Source organism: Streptomyces sp. NPDC003248 (genome assembly GCF_055563235.1).
On the sequence record NZ_JBVHDT010000015.1, the window covers coordinates 109,028 to 130,398 of the forward strand.

The window sequence follows — 21,371 nt, forward strand, 5'->3', positions numbered from 1 at the left end:
TTTCCGGCCGCCGGCCCCGGCGCTGCCCAGGAGGGGGACCGACGATGTTGTCGACAGGACTGCCGCAGGGTGCGGTGCCCAGGCTCGAACGCCCCGGCCCGCTGCGCGAGCGCGTCTACGAAGCCCTGCTCGAACTCATCACCACCCGCGCGCTGCAACCCGGCCAGCACCTCGTCGAGAGCGAACTCGCCGGGCACCTCGGCGTCTCCCGCCAGCCCGTGCGCGAGGCCCTGCAACGGCTGAACACCGAGGGGTGGGTCGACCTGCGGCCCGCCCAGGGCGCGTTCGTGCACGTGCCCACCGAGGAGGAGGCCGACCAGCTCCTCACCGTGCGCACCCTGCTGGAGGCCGAGGCGGCCCGGCTCGCCGCCGCGCACGCCGACCCGGCCGGCGTCGACGCCCTGAACGAACTGCTCGCCCAGGGCATGGGGGCCGTCGCCTCCGACGACGTGGACGCCGCCGTCGCCCTCAACGCCCGTTTCCACGCCAAGGTGATGGAGCTCGCGGGCAACGCGGTCCTCGCCGAACTGGCGGCGCAGGTCGACCGGCGGGTCCGCTGGTACTACACGCCCGTCGCCCGGCAGCGCGGACAGCAGTCCTGGGAGGAGCACCGCGACCTCATCGCCGCCATCGCGGACGGCGACGAACAGCGCGCCACCCGGCTCATGCGCGAGCACACGGAGCACACGCGCCGCTCGTACCACGCCCGCCAGGAGGCCTAGGGCGGACCCCCGCCCGTGCCGACGCCCTCGAGGCGGCCCTCCCCGTGCCCGGGGGAGGGCCGCCTCGAGGCAACGGCCGTGCCGGCCTCAGCCGGACCGGTGGTGGGGACGGTGTGCGGCGACGGGGTCCGCCGGCGGTCCGTTCGCGACGGGACCGTACGTCATGTCACGCGGTCTCCTCCCCGAGCGGCTGCGGGTTGGGGACGACCTTGCGGGCCTGCGGCCGGCCCGGGGCCTTCAGGAAGAGCGCCAGCACCGCGGAGGCCAGCCCGATCGAGCCGGCGATCACGAACGCGCCCTCGTAGTCCCACGCGCCGACCACGACCGCGCCCATGCCGGAGCCCACGAGACCCGAGATGAGCTTCGAGCTGTAGACCATCCCGTAGTTGGACGCGTTGTTGTTCTCCCCGAAGTAGTCCGCCGTCATGGCGGCGAACAGCGGGAAGATCGCGCCGCCCCCGAAGCCGGACACCATGGAGCAGAACAGGAAGAACGGCATGCTGCCCATCTGCCCGGAGACCAGCACCCCGAACTGGGCGGTGCCGAGCACCAGACAGACGATGATCAGCGTGTTGCGGCGGCCGAACCGGTCGGAGATCCAGCCGATCACCCCGCGCCCGGTGCCGTTGACAATCGCCTTCAGGGACATCGCCGTGGCCACGATCCCGCCGGCGAAGCCCATGTCCTTGCCGAACGGCACCTGGAAGGCGATGCCGAAGATGTTGATGCCGGCCGTGCACAGCAGACAGAACCACATCATCCACAGGACGGGGGTACGGGAAGCCTCCTTCGGGGTGTACTGCTTGACCGCAGGCGGGTTCTTCTCCAGCGCCCGGCGGATCTTCGGGTCGTCGGTCATCCGGAGCGGGTCGACGTGCGCGGGCCACCAGTTCTTCGGCGGGTCCTTGAAGAACCAGCCGGCGACGGCGACGACCGAGCAGCAGATCAGGCCGACCGTCACCAGGACGCCCTGGTAGTTGCCCAGGTCCATGTACGAGGTGAACAGGAACACGAAGGGCACCGAGCCGTAGGCGAAGCCGCCGTTGACCATGCCGGTCTTGCCGCCCTTGCGTTCCGGGTACCACTTGCCGACCATGTTCACGCAGGTCGCGTAGACGAGGCCGGCGCCGATGCCGCTGCACATGCCGAAGCCCAGGTAGGCGACGATCACGTGCGGCGCGAACGCCAGCGACAGATAGCCGCAGACCGTGCCCAGCGCGCCCAGCATCATCGCGTACCGCGCGGGGAGCCTGCCGCTCTCCCGCAGTTGCCCGGCGGGGAAGGCGACGGCCGCCTGGAAGAAGACCCAGACGCCCATCAGCCAGAAGATGTGCCCGCTGTTCCACAGGTGGGCCTCGTGCAGGGTGTCCTCGGCCGAGGTGAACGCGTACTCGGAGGAGCTGATGCCCAGCATGCCCATCCACGGGAAGAGCACCATGGTCCAGCGCGGCCGTCCCATGATGTCCCGGTCGGTCTCGCCGATCCGGTACACCCGGCCGTTGCGGTCCGCCACCTCCCGGTAGGGAAGTGACGTCGAGAAGTCGGTGGTTGTCATGTGTGTGTCGCACCCCTTGCGTCGAAAGATCTGGCCAGCGCCCCCTGTCCCATGCCTTTCGTGTGCGCACTGGGTCCCGGGGCCGGCCGACGCGCACCGTCGGCCGGCCCCGCACCGGGATCACGTCATGAACCGCCCCCCAACAACCCCGCCGCGCGCGCCCACCGGTACTTGGCGCCGAGCACGGCCACCGGCTTCTCGGTCGTGTACGGGTACGCGACGACGCCCCGCTCGTACAGGTACTGGCAGGCCTCCTCGACCTCCACGTCACCCGCGAGCGACGCCACCACGGGCTTGACGACACCGCGCTCGCGGAACTCGGCCACCACGCGCGCGGTGAGCTCCGCGAAGACCATCGGCGGGGTGACGATGGTGTGCCAGTAGCCGAGGACCAGCGCGTGGACGCGCGGGTCCTGAAGGCCCAGCCGGATCGTCGCCTCGTACGTCGACGGCGGCTCCCCGCCGGTGATGTCGACCGGGTTGCCCGCCGCCCCGAACGGGGGGATGAACGCCCGGAACGACGCGTCCAGGTCCGGCGGGATCTCCATCAGGGTGAGGCCGTTGTCGGTCACCGCGTCGGACAGCAGCACCCCGCTGCCGCCCGCGCCCGTGATGATCACGACGTTGTCCCCCCGGGGGGTGGGCAGCACCGGCAACGCGCGCGCGTACTCCAGCATGTCGTTCAGGCCGGGCGCCCGGATGACACCGGCCTGCCGCAGGATGTCGTCGTACACGGCGTCGTCGCCCGCGAGGGCCCCGGTGTGCGATCCGGCGGCCCTCGCCCCCGCCGCCGTGCGCCCCGCCTTCAGGACGACGACCGGCTTCCTCGGCACGGTCGCCCGCGCGGCCTCCACGAAGGCGCGCCCGTCCTTGAGGTCCTCCAGGTGCATGGCGACGCACTCGGTGCGCGGGTCCTCGCCGAACCAGGTCAGCAGGTCGTCCTCGTCCAGGTCCGCCTTGTTGCCGAGGCCCACGATCGCCGACACGCCCGTCTTCGTGGTCCGCGCGAACCCCAGGACGGCCATCCCGATGCCGCCGGACTGCGAGGTCAGCGCCACCCCGCCCTTGACGTCGTACGGCGTGCAGAACGTGGCGCACAGGTCCTGCCAGGTCGAGTAGTAGCCGTAGATGTTCGGCCCGAGCAGCCGCACGCCGTGCCGTTCGGCGATCGCCACGATCTCCGCCTGGAGTTCGTGCTCGCCGGTCTCCGCGAACCCGGAGGGGATCAGCACGGCGTTCGGGATCCCCTTGCGCCCCACCTCCTCCAGGGCGGAGGCCACGAACCGGGCGGGGATCGCGAAGACCGCCACATCCACCTCACCGGGAACGTCGGTGACACTCTTGTACGCCTTGCGGCCGAGGATGTCATCGGCCCGCGGGTTCACCGGGTGGATGTCCCCGGCGAAACCGCCGTCGACGAGATTGCGCATCACCGAATTGCCGATCTTGCCCTGCTCGTTGGAGGCGCCGATCACGGCGACCGACGACGGCTGCATCAGCCGGCGCATCGAGCCGAGGATCTCCTCGCGCGTGTACGTCCGCCGCGGCTTCGGCACGGACCGCGCGAGGATGACCCGGATGTCGGCGGCGACCGCCCCCTCCGGTGTCGCGATCACCGGGTTGAGGTCCACCTCCGCGATCTCCGGGAAGTCCGCGACGAGTTGGGACACCCGCCGGATCTGCTCGGCGACCGCCCACCGGTCCACGGCCGGCCCGCCGCGCACCCCGCGCAGGATCTCCGCCGACCGGATCGAGTCCAGCATCGACAGCGCCTCGTCGGCGTCCACGGGCGCGAGCCGGAACGTGACGTCCTTGAGGACCTCCACCAGCACCCCGCCGAGCCCGAAGGCCACCACCTTCCCGAACGTCGGGTCCGTCACCGCGCCGACGATGACCTCCTGCCCCCGGGGCAGCAGCTCCTGCACCTGGACGCCGTCGATCCGGGCGTCCGCGTCGTACGCCCGCGCGTTCTCCACGATGCGGTGGAACGCCGCCCGTACGTCCGCGGCCCCCTCGACCCCGACGACCACACCGCCCGCGTCGGTCTTGTGCAGGATGTCCGGCGAGACGATCTTCATCACCACGGGTCCGCCGAAGCGCGCCGCGGACGCCACGGCCTCCTCGACGTCCCGCGCCAGCTCCTCGCCCGGTACGGCGATCCCGTACGCGTCCGCGACCACCTTGCCCTCGGGCGCGGTCAGCGCGGTCCGCCCCTCGGCGCGCACCGCGTCGAGCAGCGCGCGCACCCGCAGCACCCGGTCCTCGGCCATCACGTCAGATCACCCCGTTCGACTTGAGCAGGCGCAGTTCCTCGTCCCCGAGGCCGAGTTCGCCGACGTAGACCTCTTCGTTGTGCTCGCCCAGCAGTGGCGAACCGCTCACCTCGACGGGGGAGTCGGAGAGCTTGAGCGGGCTGCCGACCGTCACGAACTCGCCCCGCTCGGGGTGCGGGACGCGCACCACCATCTCGTTGGCGGCCAGCGACGCGTCCTCGATGATCTCCTTGGTGGACAGGATCGGCCCGCACGGGATGTTGTGGGCGTTGAGCCGCTCCAGCACCTCCCACTTGGGCAGCGTCGAGGACCACTCCTCGATCAGCTGGAACATCTTGTTCAGCTGGGGCAGCCGGGCCTCCGGCGTCGCCCACTCGGGGTCGTCGGCCAGTTCGGGCCGGCCGATGAGCTCGCTGAGCGGCCGCCAGCCGACCGGCTGCACGATGACGTACACGTAGTCGTTCGGGCCGCCCGGCGCGCACTTGACCGCCCAGCCGGGCTGGCCGCCGCCGGAGGCGTTCCCGGACCGGGGGACCTCGTCGCCGAAGTCGTCGTTGGGGTACTCGGCGAGCGGGCCGTGGGCCAGGCGCTGCTGGTCGCGCAGCTTCACCCGGCAGAGGTTGAGCACGGCGTGCTGCATGGCCACGTTGACCCGCTGGCCGCGCCCGGTGCGCTCGCGCTGGAACAGCGCCGCGAGGATCCCCGCCACGGCGTGCACACCCGTGCCCGAGTCACCGATCTGCGCCCCCGTCGCCAGCGGCGGCCCGTCCTCGAAGCCGGTGGTCGCCATCGACCCGCCCATGGCCTGCGCGACGACCTCGTACGCCTTGAAGTCGGTGTACGGGCCCTCGCCGAACCCCTTGATGGAGGCGTAGACGATCCGCGGGTTGATCTCGCGGATGCGGTCCCAGGTGAAGCCCATCCGGTCGACCGCGCCCGGACCGAAGTTCTCCACCATCACGTCCGAGCGCCGGATCAGCTCGGTGAGGATCTCCTTGCCGCGCTCGGTCTTGGTGTTGAGGGTGATGCTCCGCTTGTTGCAGTTGAGCATCGTGAAGTAGAGGGAGTCGACGCCCGGGAGGTCGCGCAACTGCTTGCGCGTGATGTCACCGGAGGGCGCCTCCAGCTTGACGACGTCCGCGCCGAGCCAGGCGAGCAGCTGCGTCGCCGACGGCCCGGACTGGACGTGCGTCATGTCCAGGACGCGGATGCCTTCGAGGGCCTTGGTCATGACCGGCGCTCCTCACTTGTACATGGTCTGGTTCATGGTTCCGGGGGCGTACGCGTCGGGGTCGACCCAGACGTTGATCAGCGAGGGCTTCCCGGACTCGCGGGCCCGCCGCAGCGCGGGGCCGATGTCGGCCGGGTCGCGGACCTCCTCGCCGTGGCCGCCCAGCATCCGCGCGAACTGGTCGTAGGGGACGTCGCCGAGGGTGTTGCCGACCCGCTCGCGCTCCTTGCCGTACTTGGCGGCCTGGCCGTAACGGATCTGGTTCATCGAGGAGTTGTTGCCGACGACGCCGACGAACGGCAGGTCGTAGCGGACGAGGGTCTCGAAGTCCCAGCCGGTCAGGGAGAAGGCGCCGTCGCCGAAGAGGGCGACGACCTCCTTGTCGGGCCGCGCCTGCTTGGCGGCGAGCACGAAGGGGACGCCGACGCCGAGGGTGCCCAGCGGGCCCGGGTCCATCCAGTGGCCCGGCGACTTGGGCTGCACGACCTGCCCGGAGAAGGTGACGATGTCGCCGCCGTCGCCGATGTACACCGAGTCCTCGGTGAGGAAGTCGTTGATCTCGCTCACCAGGCGGTACGGGTGGATGGGGGAGGCGTCCGACCGCAGCTGCGGCAGCCGCTTGTCGAGCGCGCTCTGCTCGGCCGCGCGCAGCTCGTCGAGCCACTCCTTGCGCTGCGACGCGCCCCCGTCGAGCCGCCCGGAGGCCGCCTCGGTCACCGACTTCAGCACCAGGCCCGCGTCGCCGACGATGCCGAGGCCGATGTCGCGGTTCTTGCCGACGGTGCGGTAGTCGAGGTCGATCTGGACGACGGTCGCGTCCGGCGACAGCCGTTTGCCGTAACCCATGCGGAAGTCGAAGGGCGTGCCGACGACCACGATGACGTCGGCGTTCGAGAAGGCGTACCGCCGGGAGAGCTGGAAGTGGTGCGGGTCGCCCGGGGGCAGCGTGCCGCGTCCGGCGCCGTTCATGTACGCGGGGATGTTCAGCGTGCGGACCAGCTCGACGGCCGCCTCGGTGCCGCGGGTCGTCCACACCTGGCTGCCCAGCAGGATCGCCGGTTTCTCGGCGTGCACCAGCAGGTCGGCGAGCCTCTCGACCGCCTCGGGGTCGCCGGCCGAGCGGGTGGAGGCGCGGTAGGCGCCCGGCCGCGGCACGCGTGCCTTCGCCGCCGGCACCTTGGCGTCGAGCACGTCGCGCGGGATCTCCAGGAAGGAGGGGCCGGGCGCGCCGTGGTAGCACTCGCGGAACGCCATGGACACCATGTCCGCCGCGCGCGCCGTGTCCGGCACGGTCGCCGAGAACTTGGTGATGGGCGCCATCATGTCGACGTGCGGCAGGTCCTGGAGCGACCCCATCTTGTGCTGGGTGAGCGCCCCCTGACCGCCGATCAGCAGCATGGGGGACTCCGCGCGGAAGGCGTTGGCGACGCCGGTGACGGCGTCGGTGGTGCCGGGACCGGCCGTGACGACCGCGCAGCCCGGCCTGCCGGTGATGCGCGCGTAGCCGTCGGCGGCGTGGGCGGCGACCTGCTCGTGGCGGACGTCGACGACTTCTATGCCCTCGTCGACGCAGCCGTCGTAGATGTCGATGATGTGGCCGCCGCAGAGGGTGTAGATGCGGTCGACCCCCTCGGCCTTGAGCGCCTTGGCAACGAGATGACCACCGGAGATCACGTCCTGGGTGTCGTCGGGCATGACGAAGTCCCGTCCCTTCGTAGGGGTTGGAGGGCTCACGCGGTACGTTGGTACATTGCATACAGTCGACGAATACTGTATGAATCTCGTTATCCCGCATCCGATGGGTGGTGTCCAGGGGGTGCGCGGCACTTTCGGTCGGCTTGACTCCGGCTTTGACATCGGGCTTCGGCAGCGCTTCGGCTCGGCTTCGCTGCCGGCTTCGCTGCCGGCTTCGCTGCCGGCTTCGCTGTCGGTTCCGGCGTCGGCATCGGCGCTTCGGCATCAGCTTCGGCATCAGCTTCGGCATCGGCTTTGACCTCGCAGACGGGAGCCGGGATGGACCTCTACGAACACCAGGCAAGGGACCTCTTCGAGCGGCACGGCATCGTGGTGCCGGCGGCCGAGGTGACCGACTCGCCCCGCCGGGCGCGCGAGATCGCCCGCCGGCTCGGCGGCCGCGTCGTCGTCAAGGCGCAGGTCAGGACCGGGGGGCGCGGCAAGGCGGGCGGAGTCAAGCTCGCCGCCGACCCGGCCGCCGCCGAACTCACCGCCCGCCACATCCTGGGCATGGACATCAAAGGGCACACGGTCGGCACGGTGATGCTGGCCCGGCCCGTCGACATCGACGGCGAGTTCTACGTCTCCTACGTCCTGGACCGCGCGGCCGGCCGCTTCCTCGCCATCGCCTCCGCCGAGGGCGGCACGGAGATCGAGGAGGTCGCCGCGGCCCGGCCCGAGGCCGTCGCCCGGGTGCCGATCGATCCGGCGGAGGGCGTGACCTCGGCGAAGGCGGCCGAGATCGCCGCCGCGGGGGGCCTGCCGCCGCAGGCCGTCGACGTCCTGGTCCGGCTCTGGCAGGTGCTGGTGCGCGAGGACGCCCTCCTCGTGGAGGTCAACCCGCTCGTGCGCACCCCGCGGGGGCAGCTCGTCGCCCTGGACGGCAAGGTCACCCTCGACGACAACGCGGCCTTCCGGCACGCTCGCTGGGGCGGCGACAGCACCGGGCCCACGGATCCGCTGGAGGCCGCGGCCGCCGCCAAGGGGCTCCACTACGTCAGGCTCGACGGCGAGGTCGGCGTCATCGGCAACGGCGCCGGCCTGGTGATGTCGACCCTCGACGTGGTCGCCGGCTGCGGCGCCCGCCCCGCGAACTTCCTCGACATCGGCGGCGGGGCGTCCGCCCGGATCATGGCCGACGGACTCTCGGTCGTCCTGTCGGACCCGGCCGTGAAGTCGGTCCTCGTCAACGTCTTCGGCGGCATCACCGCCTGCGACGCCGTCGCCGAGGGCATCGTGCGCGCCCTGGACACCGTACGGCTGACCCGGCCGCTCGTCGTGCGGCTCGACGGCAACAACGCGGCCGAGGGGCGGGCGATCCTCGACGCCCACCGGCACCCGCTCGTCGAGCAGGCCACCACCATGGACGGCGCCGCCCGCCGTGCCGCCCACCTCGCCACCGCAGCCTGAGGAGACCGCACACCATGGCCATCTACCTCACCAAGGAGAGCAAGGTCCTCGTCCAGGGCATGACCGGCGGCGAGGGCATGAAGCACACCCGGCGGATGCTCGCGGCCGGCACCGACGTGGTCGGCGGGGTCAACCCGCGCAAGGCGGGCCGCACCGTCGGCTTCGACGAGCGGACGGTCCCCGTCTTCGGATCGGTCGCCGAGGGCATCGAGGCGACCGGCGCGGACGTGAGCGTCGTCTTCGTCCCGCCCGCCTTCGTCCGGCCGGCCGTCACCGAGGCCGCCGACGCCGGGATCGGGCTCGCCGTCGTCATCACCGAGGGCGTCCCGGTCCACGACTCCGTCGCCTTCACGGCGTACGCCACGGCGCGCGGTACCCGGGTCATCGGCCCCAACTGCCCCGGCCTGATCAGCCCGGGCCAGTCCGGCGCCGGCATCATCCCGGCCGACATCGCCAAGCCGGGGCGGATCGGACTGGTCTCCAAGTCCGGCACGCTCACCTACCAGCTCATGTACGAACTGCGGGACGTCGGCTTCTCCACGTGCGTCGGGATCGGCGGCGACCCGGTCGTCGGCACCAGCCACATCGACTGCCTGGCCGCCTTCCAGGACGACCCCGACACCGAGCTGATCGTGCTCATCGGCGAGATCGGCGGCGACGCCGAGGAACGGGCCGCCGCGTACGTCCGCGACCACGTCACCAAGCCGGTCGTCGGCTACATCGCGGGCTTCACCGCGCCCGAGGGCCGGACGATGGGCCACGCCGGCGCGATCGTCTCCGGGTCCTCGGGGACGGCGCGGGCGAAGAAGGAGGCGCTGGAGGCGGCCGGCGTGCGCGTGGGCGGCACACCGACGGAGACCGCCCGGCTCGTCCTCGCCGCACTGGCGGCGGAGACGTCCCCGCGCGCGTGACACCCGGTCGGCCCACCGCCGGCCCCCGGACGCCCGCCGGCGCCCTGGCCGTCCGTCGTCGCACCGGCCGGCCGGCGCCCTTGTCCTCTCGACGTCCTCTCGACGTCCTCTCGACGTCCTCTCGACCGTGCACCGAGAGCGGAGCATCCCCATGGCCACCACGCCCATCCTCAAATACGGCACGTCCTGGGCCGACGCCTGGCGCCGCTGCCTCGCCGCGGCCCCCGAGGCATTCCGCGACGACCGGGTCCTCAACCTCTGGGACGGCACCTGGCAGGCGGACGGCCGGGCACTGCCGGCCACCAGCCCGGTCGACGGACGCCCCGTGGCCGGCCCGCCCCGCCTGGACGCGGCCACCGCCCACCGGGCGGTCCGGGCCTCCCTGGACCAGCACCGCGCCTGGCGGCACCTCCCCCTCGCCGAACGCCGCGCCCGCATCGCGGCCACCCTGGACGCCCTCGCCGCCCACCGCGAACTCCTCGCGCTCCTGCTCGTCTGGGAGATCGGCAAGCCCTGGCGGCTCGCGCGGGCCGACGTCGACCGGGCCGTCGACGGGGTGCGCTGGTACCTCGACGGCATCGAGGAGATGCTCGCCGGACGGGCCCCGCTGGACGGGCCGGTGTCCAACATCGCCAGCTGGAACTACCCGATGAGCGTGCTCGTGCACGCGGTACTGGTCCAGGCGCTGGCGGGCAACGCGGCCATCGCCAAGACCCCGACCGACGGCGGTGTCGCCTGCCTGACCCTGGCCTGTGCCCTCGCCGCCCGCGAGGGCGTCCCCGTCAGCCTGGTCAGCGGCGGCGGGGGCGAGCTGTCGGAGGCGCTGGTGCGGGCGCCCGAGATCGGCTGCGTGTCCTTCGTCGGCGGCCGCGACACCGGCGCCGCGGTGGCCACGGCCGTGGCCGACCTCGGCAAGCGCCACATCCTCGAACAGGAGGGACTCAACACCTGGGGCGTCTGGAACGTCTCGGACTTCGACGCCCTCGCCGCGGTCGTCCCCCAGCTCTTCGACTACGGCAAGCAGCGCTGCACGGCGTACCCGCGCTTCGTCGTCCAGCGCGAGCTGTTCGACTCCTTCCTCGCGGCCTACCTCCCGGCGGTGCGCACGCTGACGGTCGGACACCCCCTGGCGGTCGAGCGGCCGGACGACCCCTTCCCGCGGCTGGACTTCGGGCCGCTCATCAACGCGGCCAAGGCGAAGGAACTGCGCGACCAGGTCGCCGAGGCCGTCGACCGCGGCGCCGTCCCGCTCTACCGCGGGAAACCCGACGGAGCCCGGTTCCTGCCCGGCCAGGACACCTCGGCCTACGTCCAGCCCGTCACGCTCCTCGATCCGCCGCCGTCCTCCCCGCTGCACCACGCGGAACCCTTCGGCCCGGTCGACACCATCGTCCTGGTCGACACCGAGGCGGAACTGCTGGCCGCCATGAACGCGTCCAACGGCGCCCTCGTCGCCACCCTCTCCACCGACGACCGCGCCACCTACGACCGGCTGGCCCCGCAGATCCGCGCCTTCAAGGTCGGCCACGGCACCCCCCGCTCCCGCGGCGACCGCGACGAGCTCTTCGGCGGCCTCGGCGCGTCCTGGCGCGGCGCCTTCGTCGGCGGCGAACTGCTGGTGCGGGCGGTCACCCGGGGGCCGGCGGGGGAGCGGCTGCCGGGCAACTTCCCGGAGTACCGGTCGATGCCCTGACCGCCCGGGCGGCCCCGCCCCCGGCACCCCGCCCCCGGGGGCGGCGTGTCCGGGGCGGGTACCGGGGCGGGCCGCCGGGGCGGCGGATACGCAGGTGAAAGGCACTCCCAAAGCTTGGTATTGTTGTCCATGTCGCCGCGGGGAACACCCGAACGGCGGTAGACACCTGGTCCGGGTGGCGGAATGGCAGACGCGCTAGCTTGAGGTGCTAGTGCCCTTTATCGGGCGTGGGGGTTCAAGTCCCCCCTCGGACACTCATCACTCACCGTATCCAGCGGATTCCGCTCGGTGAGCGCGATGCCGACTGGTGGACGCGACCCGTATCCGGGATTACCGGATACGGGTTCTGTCGTATCCGCCCCCTCTGTATGTCCTCTGCATTTCCTGAGAAGAGTCCGTACGTCTCGGTTGCCCCCCGAATGTCGCGGAAGCGCGTTTATCGGTTGCCCCGCCGGCGACCGTCGTGCCCCCTGTCGACACGCGTACTGACAGGCCGTCAATGTTCATCTTTCACACCTATGTTGGCGATCGGTGGCGTCATGGTGTGGTGATACGATCACCGCGCTTGTAGAGCGGGCGGATGGGTGCAGGACATCCCCGACTACGGGGACGGTCCGGGCGGTGACCCCGGTGCGGGCGTCCGCCGGTCCACCCGCATTGACGGGAATGCAGCAACTGGCCGTCAGTCGCCTGAAGAGAGTCTTATGACTGATTACATACAGAACCCGGTACTCTGGGCTCTCCTCGTCGCCGTGTTCGTCGCAGTCGCCCTCATTGTTCGTCAGCGCAGGGCGACGCGGACGTTAAGGCAGGAGTTCGCAGATCTCCGGAATCGGCACACCGAGCTGGAGAACGGGTACGCGAAATCCGTCGAGGCAGCTCAGGAAAGAGCCGAAGAGGCAACGAAAACAGTCCTGAAATCCGCCATGCGGACGCTTCAGGGTCTCGCCGCGGAGCAGCAGTTGATTGTCTCCCGGCTCCAGAACAAGTACGGCGAGTCGGTCATTCTCCAGGACCTTCTGGAGATCGACCACACGAACTCCCAGTTCGGTCGCCGTGCCCAGTCCATCGCCGTGCTCTGCGACGGCTGGCTGGGCCGCCAGCGCGATGTGGCCTCCGTCTACGACGTGGTCCGCAGCGCACAGGGCCGAATCCGCCATTACCGGCGGGTGGAAATTCTTTCGCAGGTGGACTTCGGCATCACGAGCCGCGCCGTCGAACCGGTGGCGCTGGCCCTCGCCGAACTCCTCGACAACGCCACCAGCTATTCCAGCCCGGACACCGTCGTCGAGATCAACATCCGTACCGTGCCCAAGGGCATCTGCATCGTCGTCGACGACGCCGGTGTCGGAATGAACGACGAGGAGCGGGCCCGCGCCGAGAAACTCCTCTCCAGCGAACGCGTCTCCGGCGTCTCCGGACTCGGCAACCCGCCGCAGTTCGGTTTCGCGGTGATCGGCGTGCTGGCCGAGCGTTTCGGCTTCGAGGTGTCCGTGGACTCCTCCTCGCCCTACGGCGGTGTGCGGTCGGTCCTCCTGCTCCCGCACGACCTGCTCACCAACGCGCCCGAGCAGAAGGAACCCGCCGCCCCGGTGGTCACCCACGCCACCCCGGTCCACGGCGGCCCCGAGCCCGCGCCGGTGGCGGCCACCACCACCGCCGACGGCCTGCCCAGGCGGCGCCGCAAGCGGCCGATGGCCATCGTGCCCGGCAGCGCGTCGAACGCCCCCGCCCCCGCCCGCACCGGCGCGGAGACGGCGGCGATCATGGGCGCCTTCCAGCGGGGCACCCGGTCGGGCCGGGCCACGCATGCGGACCCCGCGGAACAGTCGAGCAGCACACGTGGTGCAAGCAGCGAAGGGCATGAGATCTCGTGAACGACGATCTGTCATGGATGCTGGACAGCGCCCTGGAGATTCCCGGGGCCCTGCACGCCGTCCTGATCTCCGCGGACGGCCTGCTGATGGCCCGTACGCAGGACTTCGAGAAGGACGACGCCGACCGCGTGGCCGCCGCGATGAGCGGTGTGCAGTCACTCAGCCGCTCCCTCGCCTTCTTCTGCGAGGACGCGAGCCAGCGGTGGCGGCAGACGGTCGTGGAGTTCGACGGCGGCTGGGTCTTCCTGATCTCCGCCGGTGACGGCGCCTACCTCGGCGTCTCCGCCGCGCCCGACGTCGACATGCAGGACATCACCTTCCGGATGCAGCAGCTCGTCGGCCAGCTCGGCAAGGCCCTGACCACCCCGCCGCGCGAGAACCTCGGCGTACGGTCATGACCGGCTACGACGAACTGGAGCCGCAGACACCGGAGTTAGTGCGACCGTACGTCATCACCAAGGGCCGCGGACTCCCCGACGAGCAGCAGCTCTCCCTCATCACGCTGGTCACGGCGTCCGCCGACACCCAGCAGCGGCCCACCCGGCTGTCCCCCGAGGAACAGAGCCTGCTCGACCTGTGCTCGGCCGGCTACCTGTCGGTCGCCGAGATCGCGGGGCACACCCAGCTGCCCCTCGGTGTGGTGAAGATCCTTCTCGCCGCCCTCACCGAGGGCGGCTACCTCATCACCCGCCCGCCCGTACAGCGGGCCCCCCTCGCCGACCGGGAGATCCTGGAGGAGGTGCTGAATGGTCTCAGGGCCAAGTTTGGATGAGCAGGACTACGTCCGCGGCGGTGCGACGCAGACCGCCGTGAAGATCCTCGTCGTCGGTCACTTCGCCGTGGGCAAGACCACGTTCATCGGGGCAATCTCCGAGATCCAGCCGCTGTCCACCGAGGAGACGATGACCCGCGCCGCGGAGTCCGTCGACGACCTCAAGGGCGTCCAGGGCAAGACCACCACCACGGTCGCCATGGACTTCGGCCGCCTCACCATCAGCGACCGCGTCGTGCTGTACCTGTTCGGCACCCCCGGCCAGCAGCGCTTCGTGCAGATGTGGGAGGACATGGCCCGCGGCGCGCTCGGCGCCCTGGTCCTCGTCGACCCCGAGCGGCTCGCGGACTCCTTCGCCGTGATCGACCTGATCGAGCAGTACGGGCTCGACTACGCCATCGCCGTCAACCACTTCGACGGCACCCCCCTGCGGGACGAGAGGGCCCTGCGCGAGGCACTCGACCTGCTCGACGACACCCCCGTCGTCACCTGCGACGCGCGGGACGAGCAGTCGTCGGCCGCAGCGCTCATCACCCTCGTCCGCCACTTGCAGGACCGTGCCCACTAGGAGCTAGACATGGAACGACCCACGGCTCCCGTGCCCCCGCCCGGGTGCCCGGCGCACCACACCGGCGGCCGCGTGCCGCTGTACGGCCCGGAGTTCGCGGCCGACCCGCAGGCCTACTACAGCTACCTGCGCCACTACGGGCCCACCGCGCCCGTCGAACTCTCCCCCGGGGTCGAGGCCACCCTCGTCACCGACTACGCCACCGCGCTGCAACTCCTCCAGGACTCCGCCTCGTTCCGCAAGGACGCCCGCCGCTGGCGGGACTTCAACGAGGGCCGGATACCCGCCGACAGCCCGATCGCGCCCGTCCTCGCCTACCGGCCCAACTGCATGTTCAGCGACGGCGCCGAGCACCTGCGCCTGCGGCAGGCGGTCACCGACAGCATGGCCCGCGTCGACTCGCGCAAGCTGAGCCAGAGCACCGAGCAGGTCTCCGACTACCTCATCGCCCAGTTCGGCGCGCGCGGCTCGGCCGACCTCCTCGGCGACTACGCCAAGCAGCTGCCGCTGTTCGTGTTCAACGAACTCTTCGGCTGCCCCGCCGACATCGGCGACCGGGTCGTCTACGGCATCACCGGCATGTTCGACGGCGTCAACGCCGAGCGGGCGGTCGAGGTGCTGTTCGGGGCGGTCGGCGAACTGGTGGCGCTCAAGCGGGCCAAGCCCGGCGACGACGTCACCAGCTGGCTGATGCAGCACCAGGCGGCGCTGACCGACGAGGAGATGGTGCACCAGCTGGCTCTGCTGCTGGTGGCCGGCAACGAACCGCTGCGCAACCTCATCGGCAACACCCTGCACCGGCTCCTCACCCACGACGCGTACGCGAACCAGGGCGGTCTGATCGACGAGGCGATCGACGACACGCTGTGGGAGAACCCGCCCATGCAGAACCTCGCCCCGCACTACCCGGCGTCCGACATGGACTTCGCCGGCCAGAAGCTCCAGGCGGGCGACCTGGTGCTGGTCAGCTTCGCGGCCGCCAACACCGGCCCGGCGCTCACGGCCGCGCGCAAGGCGGGCAGCAACCGCGCCCACCTCGCGTGGAGCGCCGGCCCGCACGCGTGCCCCTCCAAGGACCCGGCCCGGCAGATCACGGTGACCGCCGTCGAGAACCTGCTCAACAAGCTGCCCGACGTCGAACTCGCCGTGCCCGAGGACAGCCTGACCTGGCGGCCCGGCCCCTTCAACCGGGGTCTCGTCGCGCTGCCCGCCCGCTTCACGCCCGTGCAGACCGCGCGCCGGCCCGCCGCCCCGGCCCCCGCCGAGACGGCCGCGCGGCCCGAGGACGACCGGCAGGCGGGCCGCAAGCCCGAACGCGGTATGTGGAGCCAGTTCCTCAACTGGCTGACGAGGTGATCATCACAACACCAGCCAACTTCGTTCACCTGTATGAGTGTTCGACCTCAGGGGTAGTGAGCCATGCGGTAACCCGTGTTGCTCACGAGCCTAAGGAGGTGCCGTGGACCTCATGTCCACCGACGCCGTCTTCATACAACACCCCACCGTGTTGACCCTCCCGATACCCGCCCTCGCCGGCGGGTATCTTCTTGCCCGCTCCGCCCCGCGGCGGGAGGGCCGGTGACCGCCCGCCGGACCGGCTCCCCGGACGGCCTCGGCACCGACACGGTGGGCGGCCTCACGGCGCGCCAGCTGCTCAGGCTCTGCGACGTCGCCGGACTGGACGGCGCGGACGCCGACCTCTACGCGCGTACCCTGACCGACATGCTGGGCGGCGTGGCCGCGCGGCCGCTGGACCTGCCGCCCGTGACACCGACGTTCCTGTCCGACGACCACACCCCGGTGGAGTTCTCGCTCGCCTTCGTCCCGGGCGCGGCACCGACCCTGCGGGTCCTGCTGGAGCCGGGGTGCGGCGCCGGCGGCCTGGCCCGGAGCGGGCGCGCCGGACTGCGGACCGTCCGGGAGGCGGCGGGGCGCTGGGGCATCCCGACGGACCGGCTGGACGAGCTGGAGGACCTCTTCTTCCCGGCCGAGCCCGAGGGCCCGCTGGCCCTGTGGTGCGCGCTGGAACTGCTCCCCGGCGGCGTCCCCCGGGTCAAGGTGTACCTGAACCCGGCGGCCTCCGGGCAGCGACGTGCCGCCGACACCGTACGGGAGGCACTGCGCCGGCTCGGGCACCGGCAGGCGTTCGACGCGCTGCCGCCGAGCGACCGCCACCTGTTCTTCGCGCTGGACCTGGGCGACTGGGAGGAGCCCAGGGTGAAGGTCTACCTGGCGCACCACGACCTCACGGCGGCGCAGGCCGGGGCGCTGTCCCGGACCGGCGACGACCTCGGCGCCGCGCAGACCGAGGCGTTCTTCCGCGTCGCGGCCGGCCAGGACGCCGCCCCAGGCGCCGGCCACGACGACGTGGCCGGTGCCGTGGACGGCCCGACGCCGGTCCGCCGGCCCGTCCAGTCCTGCCACGCCTTCACCGAGACCGCGACCGGCCTGCCCAGCGGCTTCACCCTCTACGTCCCGGTCCGCGACCACGTCCGGCACGACGGCGAGGCCCTGGCCCGCGCCGTGGCCCTGCTCGACCGCCAGGGACTGGACTCCGCCCCCCTCGAGCGCGCCCTGGCCGCGGTGACCTCACGGCGGCCGGAGGACGGCGTGGGACTCATCGCCTACCTGGCGCTCGCCCACCAGCGGGGCCGTCCGCCCCGCGTGACCACGTACATCTCCTCGGAGGCGTACCAGGTGCGTCCCCCCGCGGGCCTGCTGCCCGCCGTGGCCGCGAACGCCGGATAGGGGCGCGGGCCCAGGACAGGCCCGGGGAGCCGTACGCCGACGACGCCGGACTGCTCCCCCGCTCCGCACCCCCCGCACCGGACCGCCTGAGCCGGCATCAGCCGCGCGAGGCCTCAGGCCGCGTCGAGTTCCTGGAGGTAGGGCGCCACGTTCACCTGGATCGACGCGCTCTCCGCCTGCCCGTACTGGCCCGCGATGCCGCCCAGGTACCCGGCTATCTCCTTGCGCATGACCTCGGGCTCCGGCAGGACCGCCGCACCCGTGACGATCCGGGTGATCCAGCGTGCCTGCGCCTCCACGAGGCGGGTGATGGAACCGTGCGGGCGGACCAGACCGACGAAGTACAGGCCGGGGTGGTCCGCCGCGACGACCCGCTTGTACAGCTCGACCGAACCCCGCGGGCCGATCGGGCAGCCGGGGGGCAGGAACGGGAACGACATGCGGTACCCGGTGCAGTAGACGATCGTGTCCGCGGGCACGGAGGTGCCGTCGGTGAAGGCCACCCGGCCGCCGTCGAGGAAGTCGATCGCGGGCTTGGGCGTGACCCCGCCGTGGCGGATACGGCTGAGGATCTCGTCCGAGATGGTCACGGCCGAGGAGAAGACCCGGTGGTCCGGTTCGGGCAGGCCGTAGTCCGAGAGCCTGCCCCGGGCGACGAGCAGGGACTGCTCGATCAGACGGCGCTGCTCCTCCAGGGACATGCTCGTCCACCACGGCGCCTCGGCGACCTCGTCGAGCGGCATGCCGAAGAGCTGCTTGGGCAGGACGTGCAGCCCTCGCCGCACGGACAGGTAGGTCCGCGCGGCGTACCGGGAGACGTCCACGGCGATGTCCACGGCGGAGGCGCCGAGCCCGACGACGACGACGTTCCGCCCGGCGTGGTCGCTGCCGTCGCGGTAGTCGATGGCGTGCAGGGCCGTCCCGGTGAACGTCTCGGAACCGGCCGGCGGCGCCGGGAGGGAGGGCTCCGTGTTGTGCCCCGAGGCCACGATCACGTGGGCGAAGCCGCGGGAGGAGCGCCGCCCGCCGGCGTCCACGCTGACGACCGTCCAGGAACCGTCGGGCTCCCGCCGCACGGACTCGACGGACGTCCCCAGCTCGACGTGGTCGAGGATCCCGGCCCACTCGGCGAACTCGCGGAGGTAGGACGCCATCTGGCTGTGCCGGGGATAGACCGGGTACGAGGCCGGCATCGGATGGTCGGTGTAACCGGTGAGCTGCTTGGTGGTGTTGAGGTGGAGGGAGAGGTATCCCGGGCCGCGCTCACCGGCCTGCGGCCGGCGCCAGATGCCGCCGACGTCCGGTGCCTGCTCCAGGCAGACGAAGTCGATGCCCGCGGTCTTGAGGGCGTGTGCCGTGGCCAAACCCGACAGGCCCGCACCGATGAGACACACACTCACGGTTTCCCCCACAGGTGAGACATCATCTTTACCGGACACGCGCAGTGCCTGCCCAACCGGAACTCCGTCCAACCAGCGACAAAGATCACAGGCGGGGTGGGCGCGCGGGCGCGGGGCCGTGAGCCGGTGAGCCGACGCGTGCGGAAGGGCTCAGTTCATTCCGGTGGGGGTGGCCTTCGGGGACCGCCCGGCCAGTACGTCCTCCAGCCGCGAAGTCCCCTGCTCCACGGCCGTTTTGGTGCTGTCGTGGTCGGCGCCGTCGAGTCCGCCGTTGGTCACCGTGATCGCGTCCGCGCCGACGCGTACGGCGGCGACGTCCAGGGTGAGCGTCACCGGATCGCCGCCCGTGGTGCCCTTCACCGTCACCGTCACGCCCTGCCGGGCGTCGCCCGACTCGGGCAGCGAGGCCTCGACGACCTGGACGGTCCTCTCGCCGCTGTCGCCGCCGGTCACGGTGAACTGGTCGCACGCGTCGGGCAGCGACTCCATCCAGTCCCAGGACTCGTCCAGATCGGACTTCTGGTAGGCGGCGACCTGGTAGAGCAGCCGGGACTCGCCCTCCTCGAACCCGGTGAGCGCCGACGTCCCGGACGGCTCGCCCAGCAGCGTGTCGTCGTAGAGCGCGTCGAGGAGGCGCTGGCAGTCCGCCGACTGCGTCTTGCCCGTGAGGAAGTCGGCCGTGTCCACCTGCCCGATGAGCAGCGAGTCCCGCCAGCTCGCCGCGTCGTCCACCTGGTTCCAGTCGTCCTCCAGGTCCGCCTCGGTGATCAGCGCGGTCTTCGCGCCGGCCTCGGTCAGGCTCGGGGACGCCGTCGGGGTGGTGGTGGGGGAAAGGGTGGGCGCGGTGGGCTGCCGTTCGGCGACGGGCCGTTCGGCGACGGTCGTGGCCGCGTCCGTCGAGACCGTCGCGGAGTCGTTCCCCCCGGCGCAGGCCGCGGTGGCGAGCAGCGTCCCGGTGGCCACGGCGGCGGCCAGGACACGGGCGGGGCGCGCCGCGCGGGCGGCCGTACGCGCCGAACGCGCCGTGCGCGCCGTACGCGAGGCGCGCGCCCTGTGCGTCGTCCGTGCCGTACGGGCCGTGGCCGTCGCGGGGCCATGGTGGGACTGGGACTGGGACTGGGAGTGGGAGTGGGATGACTGGGAGTGGGACGGGCGGGCGGTGCTCACGAGTGCCTCCTGAGGACGGGACGGACGGGACGGATCCCCGGCGCGTGCGTGCCCCGGGCTGCTGCCCCCCTGCCCTTCCACCGCACCACCGGCCCGCTCGCGCGACCAGTGCAAGGGGCCGTACGGGTGATGCGGGCGACCGCTCCGCAGGCGGCGCCCGAGGTGCCCCAGGGGCCGAAAATGCGAGGTGACCGGTCCGGAGGCCGGGGCATCATGACGGTTCCGCCGCCCGCCCGCGGCGGCGGCAGACCACCACCGGGGGCTCCTGTGACCGTCACCGTCCAGAACATCCTGCTGTCGGGGATCGTCGGCTCGACCGCCTACGGGCTCGCGCACGCGCACTCCGACATCGACCGCCTCGGCCTGTTCGCGGCACCCACCGAGTCGCTGCACGGCCTCCACCCGCCGAAGGAGTCCCACGTCAGCACGGCGCCGGACCGCACCCTGCACGAGGCCGCGAAGTGGTGCCGGCTCGCCCTCGGCGGCAACCCCACCGTGACGGAACTCGTCTGGCTCCCCGACGACCTGTACGAGGTGCGCACCCCGCTCGGCCAGGAACTCCTCGACATCCGCACCACGTTCCTGAGCGCCCATCGGGTCCGCGACGCCTATCTCGGCTACGCCACCCAGCAGTTCAGGAAGCTGCGCAGCCGCGGCGACGGCACCTTCTCCGCCGACGTGCGCAGGCGCACCGCCAAACACGCCCGTCACCTCAAGCGGCTGTGCGACCAGGGCTACCAGCTGTACGCGACGGGCACGCTGACCGTCCGGCTCGACGACCCGGACGGCTACCACCGGTTCGGCGAGGAGGTGGCCGCGGACCCCGAGGCCGCGCTGCCGCTGCTGCGCCGGGTCGAGGAGGCGTTCGCGCGGACCCGCAGTGTGCTGCCGGAGCGGCCCGACGAGACGGCCGCCGACGCGTGGCTGCGGCGGGTGCGGCGGCACTTCTACGGCGCGGAGGAAAAACCCCGTGCCGTTCCCCGCCCGGCCTCCCTACACTCATGACACGACCTGCGCCGCCCACGACACGGGGGCAGCGCGGCACCGCGACGAACGACGAGGGGAGCCCGCCATGCGTGACCACACCGCTGCCGCCGCTCCCCGTTCCCGCTACGAGGTGATCCTCGTGTCCTCGTCCTTCCGGTGTCCGCTGCGCGGCCGGCACCGGATGATCTGACGAGCCGTCTGTCACCAGCTTCCGGAACCGCGGTCCGGCACCACAGTCACCCTGGACCGCATCCAGCTGACCGGCACCGCGGCCGGCGTCCCACCGCCTCGACCCGTCGTCGAGCGCGGGACGCCGCCGCGCC

General features: G+C 71.9%; 19 protein-coding genes and 1 tRNA gene. 14 read left to right on the top strand and 6 right to left on the bottom strand.

Annotation, left to right across the window (positions count from 1 at the left end; translation table 11 throughout):
* Positions 1 to 44: 44 nt before the first annotated feature.
* The gene (locus tag ACZ3KJ_RS28850; protein ID WP_389514565.1) at positions 45 to 722 is read left to right on the top strand and encodes a GntR family transcriptional regulator; all 678 of its coding nucleotides are present in this window, start codon (positions 45 to 47) and stop codon (positions 720 to 722) included.
* A gap of 166 nt (positions 723 to 888) precedes the next feature.
* Here ACZ3KJ_RS28850 and ACZ3KJ_RS28855 read toward each other — a convergent pair whose 3' ends face one another.
* The 4 genes from ACZ3KJ_RS28855 to ACZ3KJ_RS28870 all read right to left on the bottom strand — a co-directional run bounded on the left by ACZ3KJ_RS28855 (position 889) and on the right by ACZ3KJ_RS28870 (position 7,476).
* Complete coding sequence (locus ACZ3KJ_RS28855; RefSeq protein ID WP_467531233.1) at positions 889 to 2,277, bottom strand: OFA family MFS transporter; 1,389 nt, start codon at positions 2,275 to 2,277, stop codon at positions 889 to 891.
* Between the two features lie 125 nt (positions 2,278 to 2,402).
* The gene (locus ACZ3KJ_RS28860; protein WP_467531234.1) at positions 2,403 to 4,547 is read right to left on the bottom strand and encodes an acetate--CoA ligase family protein; all 2,145 of its coding nucleotides are present in this window, start codon (positions 4,545 to 4,547) and stop codon (positions 2,403 to 2,405) included.
* 4 nt (positions 4,548 to 4,551) lie between these two features.
* A complete protein-coding gene (frc, locus tag ACZ3KJ_RS28865; RefSeq protein WP_467531235.1) occupies positions 4,552 to 5,781 on the bottom strand; it encodes a formyl-CoA transferase in 1,230 nt (409 codons plus the stop codon).
* Between the two features lie 12 nt (positions 5,782 to 5,793).
* Entirely contained in the window at positions 5,794 to 7,476 is a 1,683-nt protein-coding gene (locus ACZ3KJ_RS28870) for a thiamine pyrophosphate-binding protein (RefSeq protein ID WP_467531236.1), read from the bottom strand.
* A gap of 79 nt (positions 7,477 to 7,555) precedes the next feature.
* Here ACZ3KJ_RS28870 and ACZ3KJ_RS28875 point away from each other — a divergent pair, with 79 nt between their 5' ends.
* The 11 genes from ACZ3KJ_RS28875 to ACZ3KJ_RS28925 all read left to right on the top strand — a co-directional run bounded on the left by ACZ3KJ_RS28875 (position 7,556) and on the right by ACZ3KJ_RS28925 (position 17,494).
* Positions 7,556 to 7,774: a hypothetical protein gene (locus ACZ3KJ_RS28875; RefSeq protein WP_467531238.1), complete on the top strand. Its 219-nt coding sequence runs from the start codon at positions 7,556 to 7,558 to the stop codon at positions 7,772 to 7,774.
* A gap of 20 nt (positions 7,775 to 7,794) precedes the next feature.
* Positions 7,795 to 8,925 carry an ADP-forming succinate--CoA ligase subunit beta gene (gene sucC / locus ACZ3KJ_RS28880; protein ID WP_467531240.1) on the top strand — a complete coding sequence of 377 codons (1,131 nt, stop codon included), beginning with the start codon at positions 7,795 to 7,797 and terminating at the stop codon, positions 8,923 to 8,925.
* A 14-nt stretch (positions 8,926 to 8,939) separates the two neighbouring features.
* Positions 8,940 to 9,836 carry a succinate--CoA ligase subunit alpha gene (sucD, locus tag ACZ3KJ_RS28885; RefSeq protein WP_467531242.1) on the top strand — a complete coding sequence of 299 codons (897 nt, stop codon included), beginning with the start codon at positions 8,940 to 8,942 and terminating at the stop codon, positions 9,834 to 9,836.
* Positions 9,837 to 9,987: 151 nt separating this feature from the next.
* On the top strand, positions 9,988 to 11,529 hold the full coding sequence (locus ACZ3KJ_RS28890) for an aldehyde dehydrogenase family protein (protein WP_467531243.1): 1,542 nt from the start codon (positions 9,988 to 9,990) through the stop codon (positions 11,527 to 11,529).
* A 169-nt stretch (positions 11,530 to 11,698) separates the two neighbouring features.
* Positions 11,699 to 11,783, top strand: a tRNA-Leu gene (locus ACZ3KJ_RS28895).
* Between the two features lie 450 nt (positions 11,784 to 12,233).
* Positions 12,234 to 13,406 carry an ATP-binding protein gene (locus ACZ3KJ_RS28900; RefSeq protein ID WP_467531245.1) on the top strand — a complete coding sequence of 391 codons (1,173 nt, stop codon included), beginning with the start codon at positions 12,234 to 12,236 and terminating at the stop codon, positions 13,404 to 13,406.
* On the top strand, positions 13,403 to 13,804 hold the full coding sequence (locus ACZ3KJ_RS28905; protein ID WP_389514548.1) for a roadblock/LC7 domain-containing protein: 402 nt from the start codon (positions 13,403 to 13,405) through the stop codon (positions 13,802 to 13,804). Before ACZ3KJ_RS28900 ends, ACZ3KJ_RS28905 begins: the two co-directional genes overlap by 4 nt.
* On the top strand, positions 13,801 to 14,178 hold the full coding sequence (locus ACZ3KJ_RS28910; RefSeq protein WP_385069113.1) for a DUF742 domain-containing protein: 378 nt from the start codon (positions 13,801 to 13,803) through the stop codon (positions 14,176 to 14,178). Before ACZ3KJ_RS28905 ends, ACZ3KJ_RS28910 begins: the two co-directional genes overlap by 4 nt.
* Complete coding sequence (locus ACZ3KJ_RS28915) at positions 14,153 to 14,746, top strand: GTP-binding protein (RefSeq protein ID WP_389514546.1); 594 nt, start codon at positions 14,153 to 14,155, stop codon at positions 14,744 to 14,746. Before ACZ3KJ_RS28910 ends, ACZ3KJ_RS28915 begins: the two co-directional genes overlap by 26 nt.
* A gap of 9 nt (positions 14,747 to 14,755) precedes the next feature.
* A complete protein-coding gene (locus ACZ3KJ_RS28920) occupies positions 14,756 to 16,102 on the top strand; it encodes a cytochrome P450 (protein ID WP_467531247.1) in 1,347 nt (448 codons plus the stop codon).
* A 222-nt stretch (positions 16,103 to 16,324) separates the two neighbouring features.
* Positions 16,325 to 17,494, top strand: coding sequence for a tryptophan dimethylallyltransferase family protein (locus ACZ3KJ_RS28925; protein WP_467531249.1), 1,170 nt, complete (start codon positions 16,325 to 16,327; stop codon positions 17,492 to 17,494).
* Between the two features lie 113 nt (positions 17,495 to 17,607).
* Here the strand turns inward: ACZ3KJ_RS28925 and ACZ3KJ_RS28930 are convergent, their stop codons facing one another.
* The gene (locus ACZ3KJ_RS28930) at positions 17,608 to 18,894 is read right to left on the bottom strand and encodes a flavin-containing monooxygenase (protein WP_467531250.1); all 1,287 of its coding nucleotides are present in this window, start codon (positions 18,892 to 18,894) and stop codon (positions 17,608 to 17,610) included.
* Positions 18,895 to 19,044: 150 nt separating this feature from the next.
* Positions 19,045 to 19,857 (bottom strand): hypothetical protein, encoded by an 813-nt coding sequence (locus ACZ3KJ_RS28935; protein WP_467531252.1) that lies wholly within the window; start codon positions 19,855 to 19,857, stop codon positions 19,045 to 19,047.
* Between ACZ3KJ_RS28935 and ACZ3KJ_RS28940 the strand changes: the two genes are divergently transcribed.
* Together ACZ3KJ_RS28940 and ACZ3KJ_RS28945 are read left to right on the top strand one after the other, a co-directional pair.
* Complete coding sequence (locus ACZ3KJ_RS28940; protein WP_467531253.1) at positions 19,850 to 20,074, top strand: hypothetical protein; 225 nt, start codon at positions 19,850 to 19,852, stop codon at positions 20,072 to 20,074. The genes ACZ3KJ_RS28935 and ACZ3KJ_RS28940 overlap by 8 nt on opposite strands.
* A 254-nt stretch (positions 20,075 to 20,328) precedes the next feature.
* Entirely contained in the window at positions 20,329 to 21,066 is a 738-nt protein-coding gene (locus tag ACZ3KJ_RS28945; protein WP_467531254.1) for a nucleotidyltransferase domain-containing protein, read from the top strand.
* Positions 21,067 to 21,371: the final 305 nt, after the last annotated feature.